The organism is Mycobacterium appelbergii, from assembly GCF_032883035.1.
Taxonomy (GTDB): Bacteria; Actinomycetota; Actinomycetes; order Mycobacteriales; family Mycobacteriaceae; genus Mycobacterium; species Mycobacterium appelbergii.
This window is the reverse complement of record NZ_JAMQTH010000012.1, coordinates 59,182-73,365: the sequence shown is the minus strand read 5'-3', so window position 1 is coordinate 73,365 and position 14,184 is coordinate 59,182. Positions and strand designations below refer to the sequence as shown.

The 14,184-nt window shown below is 67.5% G+C and carries 17 protein-coding genes; 5 read left to right on the top strand and 12 right to left on the bottom strand.

Going from position 1 to position 14,184, the window contains the following annotated elements; all coding sequences use genetic code 11:
* Window position 1: 1 nt before the first annotated feature.
* A complete protein-coding gene (lepA, locus tag M1247_RS25500) occupies window positions 2-1,876 on the bottom strand; it encodes a translation elongation factor 4 (protein ID WP_317159197.1) in 1,875 nt (624 codons plus the stop codon).
* 79 nt (window positions 1,877-1,955) lie between these two features.
* On the opposite strand from lepA, the gene M1247_RS25495 reads away from it, so the two are divergent.
* Both M1247_RS25495 and M1247_RS25490 read left to right on the top strand, forming a co-directional pair.
* Window positions 1,956-2,558, top strand: a complete 603-nt coding sequence (locus tag M1247_RS25495) for a type II toxin-antitoxin system PemK/MazF family toxin (RefSeq protein ID WP_317159196.1) — start codon at window positions 1,956-1,958, stop codon at window positions 2,556-2,558.
* 45 nt (window positions 2,559-2,603) lie between these two features.
* Entirely contained in the window at window positions 2,604-2,852 is a 249-nt protein-coding gene (locus tag M1247_RS25490; RefSeq protein ID WP_317159195.1) for a DUF6480 family protein, read from the top strand.
* Between the two features lie 33 nt (window positions 2,853-2,885).
* On the opposite strand, the gene M1247_RS25485 is transcribed toward M1247_RS25490, so the two are convergent.
* Entirely contained in the window at window positions 2,886-3,491 is a 606-nt protein-coding gene (locus M1247_RS25485; RefSeq protein ID WP_317159194.1) for a GNAT family N-acetyltransferase, read from the bottom strand.
* A 21-nt stretch (window positions 3,492-3,512) separates the two neighbouring features.
* Window positions 3,513-3,947, bottom strand: a complete 435-nt coding sequence (locus M1247_RS25480) for a CBS domain-containing protein (RefSeq protein WP_317159193.1) — start codon at window positions 3,945-3,947, stop codon at window positions 3,513-3,515.
* A gap of 135 nt (window positions 3,948-4,082) precedes the next feature.
* Between M1247_RS25480 and M1247_RS25475 the strand changes: the two genes are divergently transcribed.
* Both M1247_RS25475 and rpsT read left to right on the top strand, forming a co-directional pair.
* Window positions 4,083-4,943 carry a ribonuclease Z gene (locus M1247_RS25475; RefSeq protein WP_317159192.1) on the top strand — a complete coding sequence of 287 codons (861 nt, stop codon included), beginning with the start codon at window positions 4,083-4,085 and terminating at the stop codon, window positions 4,941-4,943.
* 173 nt (window positions 4,944-5,116) lie between these two features.
* Window positions 5,117-5,377, top strand: a complete 261-nt coding sequence (rpsT, locus tag M1247_RS25470) for a 30S ribosomal protein S20 (protein WP_317159191.1) — start codon at window positions 5,117-5,119, stop codon at window positions 5,375-5,377.
* 4 nt (window positions 5,378-5,381) lie between these two features.
* Here rpsT and holA read toward each other — a convergent pair whose 3' ends face one another.
* The 4 genes from holA to M1247_RS25450 all read right to left on the bottom strand — a co-directional run bounded on the left by holA (window position 5,382) and on the right by M1247_RS25450 (window position 9,661).
* Window positions 5,382-6,350, bottom strand: a complete 969-nt coding sequence (holA, locus tag M1247_RS25465) for a DNA polymerase III subunit delta (RefSeq protein ID WP_317159190.1) — start codon at window positions 6,348-6,350, stop codon at window positions 5,382-5,384.
* Between the two features lie 33 nt (window positions 6,351-6,383).
* Window positions 6,384-7,904 (bottom strand): ComEC/Rec2 family competence protein, encoded by a 1,521-nt coding sequence (locus M1247_RS25460; RefSeq protein WP_410506938.1) that lies wholly within the window; start codon window positions 7,902-7,904, stop codon window positions 6,384-6,386.
* A complete protein-coding gene (locus M1247_RS25455; protein ID WP_317159189.1) occupies window positions 7,901-8,728 on the bottom strand; it encodes a helix-hairpin-helix domain-containing protein in 828 nt (275 codons plus the stop codon). The genes M1247_RS25460 and M1247_RS25455 overlap by 4 nt, the downstream gene beginning before the upstream one ends.
* 150 nt (window positions 8,729-8,878) lie before the next feature.
* A complete protein-coding gene (locus tag M1247_RS25450) occupies window positions 8,879-9,661 on the bottom strand; it encodes an SPFH domain-containing protein (RefSeq protein ID WP_317159188.1) in 783 nt (260 codons plus the stop codon).
* Window positions 9,662-9,821: 160 nt separating this feature from the next.
* Between M1247_RS25450 and M1247_RS25445 the strand changes: the two genes are divergently transcribed.
* Entirely contained in the window at window positions 9,822-10,874 is a 1,053-nt protein-coding gene (locus M1247_RS25445; RefSeq protein ID WP_317159187.1) for an NAD(P)H-dependent amine dehydrogenase family protein, read from the top strand.
* Here M1247_RS25445 and M1247_RS25440 read toward each other — a convergent pair.
* Genes M1247_RS25440 through nadD form a run of 5 tightly spaced genes read right to left on the bottom strand, consistent with a single transcriptional unit; the run spans window position 10,864 to window position 14,166 of the window.
* Window positions 10,864-11,700 carry a DegV family protein gene (locus tag M1247_RS25440; protein WP_317159186.1) on the bottom strand — a complete coding sequence of 279 codons (837 nt, stop codon included), beginning with the start codon at window positions 11,698-11,700 and terminating at the stop codon, window positions 10,864-10,866. The genes M1247_RS25445 and M1247_RS25440 overlap by 11 nt on opposite strands.
* Window position 11,701: 1 nt before the next feature.
* A complete protein-coding gene (octT, locus tag M1247_RS25435) occupies window positions 11,702-12,451 on the bottom strand; it encodes a diglucosylglycerate octanoyltransferase (protein ID WP_317159185.1) in 750 nt (249 codons plus the stop codon).
* Complete coding sequence (gene gpgP, locus M1247_RS25430; RefSeq protein ID WP_317159184.1) at window positions 12,441-13,109, bottom strand: glucosyl-3-phosphoglycerate phosphatase; 669 nt, start codon at window positions 13,107-13,109, stop codon at window positions 12,441-12,443. The genes octT and gpgP overlap by 11 nt, the downstream gene beginning before the upstream one ends.
* Window positions 13,106-13,483 (bottom strand): ribosome silencing factor, encoded by a 378-nt coding sequence (gene rsfS, locus M1247_RS25425; RefSeq protein ID WP_317159183.1) that lies wholly within the window; start codon window positions 13,481-13,483, stop codon window positions 13,106-13,108. Before rsfS ends, gpgP begins: the two co-directional genes overlap by 4 nt.
* Complete coding sequence (gene nadD / locus M1247_RS25420; protein ID WP_317159182.1) at window positions 13,480-14,166, bottom strand: nicotinate-nucleotide adenylyltransferase; 687 nt, start codon at window positions 14,164-14,166, stop codon at window positions 13,480-13,482. The genes rsfS and nadD overlap by 4 nt, the downstream gene beginning before the upstream one ends.
* Between the last annotated feature and the right edge of the window lie 18 nt (window positions 14,167-14,184).

Below are 14,184 nucleotides of genomic sequence, written 5' to 3'. Positions count from 1 at the left end.
GCTACTTCTTGGGTTTGTCCGCGGTGGCATCGGTGGACAGCGCGGCGACGAACGCTTCCTGCGGAACATCGACGCGGCCAATGGTCTTCATGCGCTTCTTGCCCTCTTTCTGCTTCTCCAGCAGCTTGCGCTTACGGGTGATATCACCGCCGTAGCACTTCGAGAGCACATCCTTACGGATGGCCCGAATGTTCTCCCGTGCAATGATTCTCGATCCGACCGCCGCCTGAATCGGCACCTCGAACTGCTGTCGCGGAATGAGTTCCTTGAGCTTGGTGGTCATCTTGTTGCCGTACGCTGCCGCACCGTCCTTGTGGACGATGGCCGAGAATGCGTCGACAGCCTCGCTCTGCAGCAGGATGTCCACCTTGACCAGGTCGGCCTCCTGCTCGCCTGCCTCCTCGTAGTCCAGGCTGGCGTAGCCGCGGGTGCGCGATTTCAGCGAGTCGAAGAAGTCGAAGATGATCTCGCCCAGCGGCAACGTGTAGCGCAGCTCGACGCGTTCAGGCGACAGGTAGTCCATTCCGCCGAGTTCACCGCGGCGGCTCTGGCACAACTCCATGATGGTGCCGATGAACTCGCTGGGCGCGATGACGGTCGTCTTCACCACGGGCTCGAAAACGGCGCGGATCTTGCCTTCCGGCCAGTCCGACGGATTGGTCACCGTCATCTCCGAATTGTCTTCTTTGATCACCCGGTAGACGACGTTGGGTGCCGTGGAGATCAGGTCGAGGTTGAACTCGCGCTCCAGGCGTTCCCGCGTGATCTCCATGTGCAGCAGCCCGAGGAAGCCACAGCGGAACCCGAACCCCAGCGCCACCGAAGTCTCAGGTTCATAGGTCAGGGCGGCGTCGTTGAGCTGCAACTTGTCAAGAGCCTCGCGCAGCACGGGATAGTCCGAGCCGTCGACCGGGTACAGACCCGAATACACCATCGGCCTGGGCTCGCGGTAGCCCGTCAGCGCCTCGGCGGCGCCGTGGCGCGCGGTCGTCACGGTGTCGCCGACCTTGGACTGACGGACGTCTTTCACCCCGGTGATCAGGTAGCCGACCTCGCCGACACCCAGCCCGTCGGAGGCCTTCGGGTCGGGCGAGACGATGCCGACCTCCAGCAACTCGTGGGTGGCGCCGGTGGACATCATCTTGATCTTCTCGCGCGGGTTGAGCTTGCCGTCGACCACGCGGACATAGGTCACCACGCCGCGGTAGATGTCGTAGACCGAGTCGAAGATCATCGCCCGCGCGGGCGCGTCGGCATCGCCGACCGGTGCCGGAATCAGCCGCACCACCTCGTCGAGCAGCTCGCGCACACCGACGCCCGTCTTGCCCGACACCCGCAGCACGTCGGACGGTTCACAGCCGATGATGTGCGCGATCTCGCCCGCGTACCGGTCCGGATCGGCGGCAGGCAGGTCGATCTTGTTGAGCACCGGGATGATCGTCAGGTCGCGGTCCAGCGCCAGGTACAGGTTCGCCAGCGTCTGCGCCTCGATGCCCTGCGCGGCATCCACCAGCAGCACCGCCCCCTCGCAGGCCTCCAAGGCGCGGGAGACCTCATAGGTGAAGTCGACGTGGCCCGGGGTGTCGATCAGGTGCAGCACGAACTCCTCGTCGCCGACCCGCCACGGCAGCCGCACGTTCTGCGCCTTGATGGTGATGCCGCGTTCGCGCTCGATGTCCATCCGGTCCAGGTACTGGGCCCGCATGTCACGGTCGGCGACGACGCCGGTGATGCCCAGCATCCGGTCGGCCAGCGTCGACTTGCCGTGGTCGATGTGCGCGATGATGCAGAAGTTCCGAATCTGCGCCGGCGCAGTGAAGGTCTTGTCGGCGAAACTGCTGATGGGAATCTCCTGGTGAGCGTGTGTGGCGCGCACGTGTTGTGCGACTCCAGGGTATCCAGGGTGGACCGTCGCGACACAATCGCCGGGTGGGGCGCTGACATATGCTCGTCACATGGCGTCGCAGTGGAAGGCGTTCCAGCGCTTCGCGGAGAACCTCGTCTTCAACGAGGCGCCGAAGTTCGTCCGCCAACTGCAGAAGCCGGAGAACATGCCGCGCACCGTGCAGCAGGGCATTCAACAAGGCATCAAGCTGGGTTTCGAGGTCCTGGCCGGTGGACCTGCCAACACCACCCCGGCGATCACTGCCGGTCGGCCCGTCTCAGAGCACAGCGTGCCCACCGCTCACCGGGCCCGCAAGCTCGTGTACGCCCCTGACCTGGACGGTCGTGCCGATCCCGGGGAGATTGTGTGGACCTGGGTCGTCTACGAAGACGACCCGACCAGGGGCAAGGACCGCCCGGTGCTTGTGGTCGGCCGCGACCACGACACCCTGCTCGGGCTGATGCTGTCCAGCCAGGACTACCACCACATGGATCCCGACTGGGTCGGCATCGGCAGCGGCGACTGGGACTACGACGCCCGGCCTAGTTGGGTGCGGCTGGACCGGGTGCTGGACGTGCCCGAGGAGGGGATCCGCCGCGAAGGCGCGATCCTGGCCCGCGACCGGTTCGAAGTGGTCGCGGCGCGACTGCGGGCCGAATACGCCTGGAGTTGAGCCGGCGGGTGGCATTAATTCGGCACGATCGGGCATCCCTAGCCCATGACCGCTGTGCCACCCGATCCCGACCCCGCTAATACTCCAGACCTGGAGCCCGGCGGTGGCGTTGCACCCGGTGCCACGCCACCGGACTCCGGGCAGACTTCGGGACTTGGGGAGCCCGAACCCCGCCCGAGACGAAAGCTCACGCCGACATCGGTCACGGGCCTGGTCGCCCTCGCAGTGCTCGTTGTGCTCTTCGTCGCGACGGGCGTGCTGCTCATCCTCAATATGTCGGGAGTGTTCGGTTAGGGCAGATCACCGCTGGCTGCCGCCACATCTGCCCTACCGTGGCTGCCGCCACATCGCCGTCATGAGGGGTCCCCCGTCGGGCACAGCGATCTCACCAGTCACCTCGAAGCCGAACCGCTGGTAGTACCCGACGTTGTCGGGATTGCTCGATTCCAGGTAGGCCGGTGCGTGCTCGGCATCGACCCGGTCGAGGCGCGAATGCAGCAGCGCCTGCGCGAACCCGCCGCCACGCACCGAGGGATCACTGCCGATCACCGACAGATACCAGTGCGGCTCCTCGGGGTGGTGCTCCTTCATCAGCTCGGCAAGCCGCTGACCACGGGTGACCCGGCGCCCGAGTGCACGTACGAAACCCGGCATCATCAACAGCTCTTCGAGTCGCGTGTGCTTCCAGCGTCCCGGCGGGTCCCACAACGCCGCCGCTCCCAGCGCACCGTCCCGGTGGGCCACCTCGGCGGCCCCGGCGGCCAGGAAATGGTGCCGCGTCATGGTGGCGAACATCCGGGACAGCCCGCGTCCGCGACGCGCGTCGCCGGGCATCATCCACACCATGACGGGGTCCTCGTAGAAGGCTCGGCCCAACGTTGCGGCCAATGAGGCGATCTCGCCTCGTCGCGCAGCGGACACATCAATGGTCATGGCCGCCAACGGTACTTCCGGTCAACGCCCCTGCGTGATGTATGCCTGCAGCTGCTGTTGTTCGGCTTCCAGCTCCTCCATCCGGGTCTTGACCACGTCGCCGATGCTGACGATTCCGGCGAGCCTGCCGTCGTCGAGCACGGGGATGTGACGCACCCGGTTTTCGGTCATCAACACGCTGAGGTGGTCCACGGTGTCGCGCGGTGTGCACGTCGCAAGGACCGTCGACATGATCTCCGACACCGGCTGGGCGAGCAGGCTGCTGCCCCGCTCGTGAAGTCTGCGCACCACGTCTCGCTCCGAGACGATGCCGGCCAGCCGCCCGCCCGGCCCGATCACCACCATGGCGCCGATGTTCATCTCGGTGAGGCCGGCCAACAGTTCGGCCACTGTGGCCTCCGGAGATATCGTCGTCACCGCCGCGCCCTTGTTCTTCAGCACGTCCGCGATCCGCATCGCCGCCTCCGATCGTGATCCACCTCACACCAGGCTAAGGCGGCGGCGGCCTGCGCGAAAGGGGTCTCCTCGCACGCGACGCCCTGGGGCGCCATTCGACCACGCCGCCCCTGCCCGGCCAGGTATACCTGGGCCATGATCGAGGTCACCCTGCTCGGCACCGGCAGCCCCATTCCCGATCCGAACCGGGCCGGCCCGTCGACCCTGGTGCGGGCCGGCAACCAGACGTTCCTCGTCGACGCGGGCCGCGGTGTGCTGCAGCGGGCCGCGGCGATCGGGGTGAGCGCAAATGCGTTGACGGCACTGCTGCTCACGCACCTGCACAGCGACCACATCGCGGATCTGGGCGACGTGATCATCTCGCGTTGGGTGAGCACGTTCACCCCCGATGCGCCGCCGCTGCCGATCATCGGACCGCCGGGGACCGCCGCGGTGGTCGACGCGACTTTGAAGGCGTTCGGCTTCGACATCGGATACCGGATCGCCCACCACGCCGACCTGACCGCCCCGCCACCGGTCGAGGTTCACGAATACACCGACGGGGTGGTGTGGGACGACGACGGAGTGCACATCCGGGTGGCCCCCACCGATCATCGGCCGGTAGCACCCACCATCGGGTTCCGCGTCGAGCATGCCGGCGCATCGGTGGTACTCGCAGGCGACAGCGTGCCGTGTGCCAGCCTTGACGCGCTGGCGGCAGGGGCGGGCGCACTGGTGCACACCGTCATCCGCAAGGACCTGATCGAAGCGCTTCCTCAGCAACGAATCCGTGACATCTGCGACTACCACTCGTCGGTAGGTGAAGCTGCGGCAACCGCCACCAGGGCCGGTGTCGGGATCCTCATCCTCACCCACTATGTGCCGGGCATCGCCCCCGGCACCGAAGACCAGTGGCGGGCGCTGGCGGCCGCGGAGTTCGAGCGTCAGATCGAACTGGGCGATGACCTGCTCCGCGTCGAAGTCCATCCCGGCGTGTGCAATAAGCCCACCGGGTGATCTCGCCGGCGGCCCGGCTGACGTGGTAGAACAGTGTCCGAGGTGAGGGATTCACCGGCCGCCGCTTTGGGAGATGAGACGTCGCGCTGGTACCCTGAACAGTCGCTACCCGCTGTACGGGTGAGCGCACAGACTTCGTAACCCCAGCGAGAGAATCAAGAAGGAACTTCTACGTGGCCAACATCAAGTCGCAGGAAAAGCGCATCCGCACCAACGAGCGTCGTCGGCTGCGCAATCAGTCGGTGAAGTCGTCGCTGCGCACGGCCGTCCGCGGCTTCCGCGAGGCCGTCGACGCCGGCGAGAAGGACAAGGCCGCGGAGCTGCTCGCGACGACGAACCGTCAGCTCGACAAGGCCGCCAGCAAGGGCGTCATCCACCAGAACCAGGCCGCGAACAAGAAGTCGGCCCTGACCCTGGCGTTCAACAAGCTCTGATCGCTCACCCGGCGGCGAGCTGCGCAACCTTGCGCACCGCCGCCTCAAGGGCGTAGTCGGCATCTGCCGCTGCGCCCTTTACGTCTGCGTTGAGCGTGGCCACCACCCGCATCGCCTCGGCGACCGACTCACGCGACCATCGGCGTGCCTGCTTCTGTGCCTTCTGCACTCGCCACGGCGGCATGCCGACCTCACCGGCCAGCCGGTACGGATCCCCTGAGAGTGGACCGACCCGCGCGATCGTGTGCACGGCCTCGGCAAGTGCATCGGCCAGCACCACATGGGGTTCCCCGGCCAGCATCGCCCACCGCAGCGCCTCTGCGGCGCCCGCGATGTCGCCGACGACCGCCTTGTCGGCGATGTCGAACCCCTTCACCTCCGCTTTGCCGCTGTGATAGCGCCGCACCGCTGCGGCGTTCACCTCGCCATCGGTATCGGCGACCAGCTGCGAGCAGACCGCGGCCAATTCGCGGATGTTCGATCCGACCGCGTCGAGCACCGCGGTGACGGTGTCGTCGGACACCTTGGCCCGCAGGCTGCGAAACTCGCGACGCACGAAATCGGCGCGCTCTGCGGGCTTTGTGATCCGCGCACACGGATGTACCTGGGCGCCAAGCTTTTTGAGCTGATCGGCCAGCGCCTTTGCACGACCGCCACCGGAGTGGATGACCACGAGGACGGTGCCGGGCGGCAGATCGGCGGCGACCGCGGCGATGAGCGCGACGGCATCCTTACCCGCCTCACCCGCCGCCTCGAGCACCACCATGCGTTCGTCGGCGAACAGCGACGGGCTCAGCAGCTCGGCAAGCTCGCTGGTGCTGACCTCGCCGGCGCGCATCCGGTCCACCGGCACGTCGTCCACCCCGGCCTGCTTGCGTACCGCTCGCAGCACGGTTCCGACTGCGCGTTCGACCAGTAGTTCTTCGTCACCGAGCACCAGGTGCAGCCCGTCGGCCTGTTGACTCACGCCCATGATCGTTTCATGACGGCCCGACAGCACCGGCAATCAGGTTTGGAGTGCACCCGCCACCGTCCACGCCAACAGGCACACCGCCAGCCCCGTCAGGCCGTGACGTGTCCAGCGCCGCCGCCACATCACCGTCAACGCGACACCGCCGACGGCCACCAGCAGCACGCCGGGCAGCCCCGACGGCGTCGGCACCGCAGCCCCGGGCAACGCGGACGCCCACCGCGCGACCGATAGCAGCCACCACAGTTCGGGGCCGGTGAACCGGATCAGCAGGTGTGCACCGGCCGGCCATACCGCCGACATCGCCGCCGCCGCGGTGCCCAGCACAGTGATCGGCGGAATCACCAGGGCGACGGCAAGGTTCGCCGCAACCGCCACCACACTGAAGGTGCCCGATATCCCGGCCACCAGAGGGGCGGTGACCAACTGGGCGACCACCGCCACGCTGACGGCGGCCGCCAACGGGCGCGGCCAGCCACGCGATTCCAAACGCCGAGTCCACACCGGGGCGATCACGACGATTCCCGCTGTCGCACACACCGACAACGCGAAACCGGCGTCGACAGCCAACTCCGGCGCGGCGGTCATCAAAACGATGACGCTGGCGGCCAGGGCCGGGATCGCCCGGCGCCGCCGGTGCGTCAGCACGGCGAGCAGGGTGACCCCGCCCATGATCGCCGCCCGCAGCACACTCGCCGACGGTTCGACGACCACGACGAACGCGAGCAGTCCGAGCGCGGCCAGTACCACCGCGATCCGCGGGCCCACCAACCCCGCGGCCAACAGCAACGCGCCGCACACAATGGTGACGTTGGCGCCCGAAACCGCGGTCAGATGCGTCAGACCGGCGGCCCGGAACTGTGCGGTGCGCTGACCACTCACAGTAGAGGTGTCCCCCAGCACCAACGCGGGCAACATCGCCGCTTCGTCAACCGGCAGCGCCGCACGCGAGGCATCGGCGAAGCCGACCCTGACCGTCTGGGCGACCTGTTGCACCGGCGAAGCTTCGCCCAGTACCGGCCGTCCGACCGCCGCCAGGGTCGCGACGCTGAGGTCCCGGCGGGCGGGCCGGGCGACGGCGGCCCGGAACCGGGCCGGACGTCCAGCGGTCAGGTCGGCATATCCGGTGGCCGGGGTGAATACCAGTACCCGCCCCGATATCGCCGTGCCGTCGAGTTCGGCCAGCACGCCGCGGAACATCATCCGGCCGCCGTTCAGCACCCGTGGGCTCTCACTCGCGGCGACCACCACGGTGACCGTACTGCCGTACCGGCTGGTCAGCGGGTGCTGGCGCAGCTGGTGGGTTCGCAAGCCCACCGCGATGGCGAATCCGGTACCGACGACCGCCACCGCCAGTACCGCGGCCCAGATCGGGGTGCCCGAACCCGTCTTGAACCGGGCGGCCGTCACCGCGGCCAGCATCACCGCCACCAGTGCCGTGACGACCGAACCGGCTGTGCACCACACTATTCCGGCTGCGGTGACCGCCCACGCGGTCAGCGCCGCCGGGACCAGACGCAGATCGAGGCCCTCCTCCTCGGGCTGCGGCGTCGTCACACCCGGACCAGCTCCCGTAGTTTCTCCAGCCGTGCCGGGCCGATCCCGTCGACCTCGCCGAGTTGGTCGACGCTGCCGAATCGGCCGTTGGCGTCCCGCCAGGCGACGATGGCCGCGGCGGTGACCGGTCCGACCCCCGGCAGCGTGTCCAGTTGCTCGGCGGACGCGGCGTTGAGGTCCACCGGAGCAGTCGGGGCATCCGCTGGCGCGGTGCCGGACGGTGCGGGGGTTTCGCCGGCGACGGAGCTTCCCATGGTGGTCGGCTGCCCCGGCGGTGCAGCGATACCCACCACGATCTGTTCACCGTCGGCGACGCGGCGGGCCGCGTTCAATCCGATGAGATCCGCACCGTCGAGGGGCCCGCCTGCCGCCTCGAGTGCGTCGGCGATCCGGGCCCCCTCCTTGAGCGTCACCAGTCCCGGCTTGTGCACCAGACCGACCACACTGACCACAACAGGCCCGCCGGGGGCGGCACCCGACGGCGTCGGGCCTGCCGATGAAACCATCTGTACCGGAGGAAGATTCGCTGCACTCACCGGCGGTGGTTGATCCCTGATCAACGTGAAGACCGTGACCAGCACAGCCAACACGCCCACCGCTGCCAGAGCCAGCACCCCCGCACGGCCGGGATCGGCCCGCACCGTCGCCAGCCAGCCGGAGCCGTTACCGGTCGTGGTGTCCGGCAGCCATCGCGACAACGTGGTGTCGGCCGGTTCGGACGGGTCGGTGTCGGTCTCGATCTCGGTGTCGGCGTCGGCGTCGTCGCGGTCGTCCTCGGCGCCGAGTCGACGGCGCAGCCGCTGCGCCGGCAGTTCGGTTCGCATGTGCCCGACGGTAGGTGGGAATGCGGACGTTTCGGGGTCGCCAGCAGCGCAGCAGTGCCGGGCTGTGGACAAAAGCGGGTTTGGGGATAACTCGTCACGAGCCGGTCACCGAACGGTCGGTGCCACTCTCCATGACCAGGACCTGCCTGATCAGGTCCCGGCCGGCCGCTCGGGCGTCACCCGCTCAAGGAACCGCAGCAATTCGACCGGGAACGGCAGCACCACCGTGGAGTTCTTCTCCGCGGCGACCTCGACGACGGTCTCCAGCAGTCGAAGCTGAAGGGCCGCGGGCTCGGCCGACATCACATCGGCGGCCGCGGCGAGCTTCTCAGATGCCTGGAGTTCGCCGTCGGCGGTGATCACCCGCGCCCGCCGCTCCCGCTCGGCCTCGGCCTGGCGGGCGATCGACCGCTTCATCGAATCCGGCAGCACCACGTCCTTGATCTCGACCCGGTCAATGTGAATGCCCCAGCCCACCGCGGGATTGTCGATCAGCAATTCCAGGCCCTGATTGAGCCGCTCGCGGTTGGACAGCAGGTCGTCGAGGTTGCTCTTGCCGATGATCGACCGCAGCGACGTCTGTGCGACCTGACCGATGGCCGACATGTAGTCCTGCACGTCGACGACGGCCCGGACCGGGTCCACCACGCTGAAGTAGATCACCGCATCGACCCGTACCGTCACGTTGTCGCGCGTGATGCCGTCCTGTGCCGGGATCGGCATCGTGATGATCTGCATGTTGACCTTCTGCAGCCGGTCCGCGACCGGAATCAACATCGTCAGCCCGGGCTGGCGGACACTGTTGCGGACCCGGCCGAAGCGGAACACCACACCGCGCTCGTACTGCCTGACCACACGGATGTTCGCGACCCACAACCAGGCCAGAGCGGACACGGCGGCCGCGGTGACCGCGAGTGAATAGAGCATGTTCATGATCTGCCCTCGATTCATGGAGTCTCTGCGGACCCCACATTCCGATTGTGCGTCGCCAGAGGGACTCCCGCCAGGACAGGCGCCGACGCCCCGCCCAGCAGCACTGAACAGATCCTCGCTACTGTCTACCGCAAGTGCAGGCTCATCGAGGAGACGATCCATGACCGCAGCGCATAAACCGATCCGCGTCATCCAATGGACCACCGGCAACATCGGCAGGCGTTCCCTGCACGCAATCATCGGCCGTGACGACATGGAACTGGTGGGGGTGTACGCGCACGGGGCCGACAAGGTCGGTGTCGACGCCGCCGAACTGGCAGGCAGGCCGGAGCCGACCGGCGTGCTGGCTACGAATTCCATCGACGAACTGATCGCGCTCAAACCCGACGCGTGTTGCTACAACCCCCTGTGGCCCGATATCGACGAGCTGACCCGGTTGCTCGCTGCCGGGGTGAACGTGTGCTCCAGCGCCGCCTGGATCACCGGCGGCAAGCAGTCCCCCGAGGACCTGGCGCGTATCCGCAAGGCATGTGAGACAGGCAATTCCACCATCTTCGGCAGCGGTGCCCATCCCGGCATGTCGAACCTGGTGGGCATGGTGCTGTCGGGGGCCTGTGAGCGGGTCGACGAGATCCGCATCACCGAGTCGGTGGACTGCTCCACCTACGAGTCCGCCGAAACGCAAACCGCAATGGGCTTTTCGCAATCACCGGAGACCCCCGGACTGGCCGAGAACGTGCGCCGCGAGAGCGAGGTGTTTGCCGAAGCCGCGGCGATGATGGCGGACGCGATCGGCGCCAAACTGGACCGGATGACCTTCGACGTCACCTTCACGCCCGCCACCGGCGATTCCGACCTCGGGTTCATGCAGATCCCGACCGGCACCGTGGCCGGTGTGCACGGCTACCACCGCGGCTGGGTCGGCGAGAAGAATGTGGTCAGCGTCGGGTTCAACTGGACCATGGGCGATCACGTCACCCCACCCAAACCCCTTGAGCACGGCCACGTCGTCCAGGTTTTCGGGCTGCCCAACATGCGCACGGTGCTGCACTGCCTGCCGCCGAAAGACTGGACCGAGCCCGGCTTCATGGGACTGGGAATGATCTACACCGCGCTGCCGGTCACCAATGCGGTGCCCGCGGTCGTTGCCGCCCCGCCCGGCATCGTCACGCTCGCCGACCTGCCGCCGATCACCGGACGTTTCAGCGGCTGACAGACAGACACACCCCGACCGCACCCGCGCCGACGTGCACGCCCAGCACCGGTCCCATCTCGGTGACCGACAGGGACTGCAGTTGCGGCAGCCGGGACGTCAGCGCCGCGCCGATCTGGTCAGCCGCATCGTGATTGTCGACGTGATGCACCACCACGTCCGCGCGCCCCTCGCCGATCACCTCGGCGACCTGGTCGATCAGTGCGGCCTGGGCTTTCGATGCGGTACGGATCCGCTGGGACAGCACCAGACGACCGTCGACGTCAAGGCACAACAGCGGTTTGAGTGACAGCGCGGTACCCAACCAGGATGCCGCGGTGCCGATCCGGCCGCTGCGACGCAGATTGTCCAACCGGTGCACCACGATGAACGCGTGCCCACGTGGCACCGCGGCGCGCGCCGCAGTCTCGACCGCATCCAGACCCTCGCCGGCGTGCGCGGATCTCGCCGCGGCGAGCGCCACGAAGCCGACCCCCATCGCCGCCGACCGGGAGTTCACCACCCGCACCGCTGGACCGAACTCGCGGGCTGCCAGCACCGCCGAACTGTAGGTGCTCGACAAGGCAGCGGAAATATGCACCGCGACAACACCTTCGCCATCGCTGTCGACCAATGCCTGCCGATAGGTTTCGGCCAGTTCCACCGGCGTCGCCCCCGCAGTGGTGACTTTGGCCCGGTCGTGGATGTCGTGAGGCATCCGATCCACGCCGTCACGGAGATCGGTGCCGTCGTCAAGCACGTGCAGCGGCACCTGCCGGATCGCCCACTGCACCCGCTGATCGGGTTCAAGGCGCGACGATGAGTCGGTCACCACCACGACGGCCATCTCAGTGAGCCGAATTCTCTTGTGATACACCCGCTTCCAGAAGTGCCTTGATCATGAGTTCGGCCACCGCCCGATGTGCCTCGAAATTCCAGTGGATGCCGTCGGGGTTCGCGCGGCCGCTGAGCACCTCGTCGGCGACAGCGGCCTTGAGATCCACCAGCGGGACCTCGCGCTCGGCGGCCCATGCCGTGATCGCCCGCACCGTGGGTTCGCGCCCGTGATGGGCTTTCCCGTAAGTCTGGGCAATGTGCACCGACGGTAGTGATGCCACCACGGGGATCCCCGGCCGGTTGAAATCGATGGCACTGCGGGTCATTTCGAGATACTCGACCGAGACCTGAGGCGGCAGCGCAGAGCGCGCGATCGGCGACAGTCGTGGTTGCACCCAGCCGTATCCGTCGCGAACCCAGCGCCGCAACCACGCCGGACGGAGATAACGGATCGATTCACGCAGCGCGGTCGGCAGCGGTGAGGGTAGCGAGTCCATGCCGCTGGTCGCGAAGATCACCGCGCCCGCGCGGGGCAACGCCGCCCAGGATCGGGGATCCTGGGTCGCTGCCCACCAGACGTCGCGGCAGGTCCAGCCGATCCGGCCGATGAGCTCCAGCTCCCAGCCCAGCTGGTCGGCGACGATGTTGGGCCAGATCCGCGGGTCATCCGACGGCAGACCGCCCGTCGGGCCGAAATAGGACAGTGAATCGGCGAAGACCAGCAGGGTCGACTTGCGACCGGCGGCCTCCTCAGAGGACATCGTTGGCCACCTGCGCGGAAGCGTTCCACACGTCCAGACGCCACCGGATGTCGTCGAAACCGCCCGCGTCCTCGGAGTGGCCGGACAGCTGGACCCAGCTGGCATTCCCCATGCCACCCAGTACCGGCCAGTTTTCCACGGGCAGGCCGAGCAGCCCCGCCGTCAATGCGGCAATCAGCCCACCGTGCGCCACCAGAACGACGGGCCGTTCCGGCGCATCGATGCCCCAATCATGTTGTCCGACGACGAGTTCCGCCACCAACGGGATGCTGCGTTCGAAGACGTCCACGCGACTCTCGCCACCGTGCGGGGCCCACCGCGCATCGTCTCGCCAAGCCAACCGGGCCCCCGGGACCGCCGCGTCGACCTCGAGATGGGTCAACCCCTGCCAGTCCCCCAGGTGGGTCTCACGCAACCGCTCATCCACCTGGACGGCGACACCGGCGCGGTCGCCCAGGGTCACCGCGGTGTCCAGGGCGCGACGCAGATCCGACGACACGATCAACAACGGTTGGCGTTTTGCCAGCACCTCGGCGGCCGCGGCGGCCTGCTCACGCCCCAGATCGGACAGTTCGGTGTCGAGCTGCCCCTGCATCCGGTTGCCCGCGTTGTACTCGGTCTGACCGTGGCGCAACAGCACCAGCCGGCGAACCCTCATTCGGAGGGCTCCTGCTCCCCCAGATCGACGGGAACCGTCGGGCAGTCCCGCCACAACCGGTCCAGGGCGTAAAAGTTGCGTTCTTCCTGATGCTGGATGTGCACCACTATGTCGACGTAGTCGAGCAGCGTCCAGCGCCCCTCGCGGGTGCCTTCCCGACGGGCCGGTTTGTATCCGGCCACCCGCATCTTCTCCTCGACCTCGTCCACGACCGCGTTGACCTGGCGCTCATTGGCGGCCGATGCGATCACAAAAAGGTCGGTGATGACCAGCTGGCCGGACACGTCGATGACCACCACGTCGTCGGCGAGCTTGGCCGCCGCGGCACGCGCCGCCACTTCTGCCATCGCGAGGGCCTCCGTCGTCGCCGTCATCGGGCAACACTCGGGTCGTTGCGTACGCTCTGCTTCGCGTCCGCGGTATAGAGCGCACGCTTGGTCACGTACTGGACCACCCCGTCGGGAACCAGGTACCAGATGGGCCGGGCCTGCTGCGCACGGTTGCGACAGTCGCTGGACGAGATTGCCAGCGCAGGCACCTCGACCAGGGTCAGGGCATCGGGCGGCAGTTCCTTCATGGCCGCCGCGATGTGCTCACCGTCGAGCTCGTAGCCGGGCCGGCTCACGCCGACGAATCTCGCCATCGAAAACAGCTCCTCCCAGTTCTGCCAGGACAGAATCGACGCCAGGGCATCGGCGCCAGTGATGAAGTACAGATCAGCGTCTGCGTTGAGGTTTCTCAGATCGCGCAGCGTGTCCTTGGTGTAGGTCGGCCCGGCCCGGTCGATGTCGACCCGGCTGACCGAGAACCGCGGATTGGCCGCCGTGGCGATCACCGTCATCAGATACCGGTCCTCAGCCTCGGTGACCTGCCGGTGATGCTTTTGCCACGGCTGTCCGGTCGGCACGAACACGACTTCGTCCAATTCGAACAGATCGGCAACCTCACTGGCCGCAACCAGGTGTCCGTTGTGGATAGGATCGAACGTCCCGCCCATCACGCCTATCCTGCGTCGAGAAGCCACGAATAGCCAGCTTACGGCAGCGTCCACGGGCATTTGAACCGGCGCGAATCG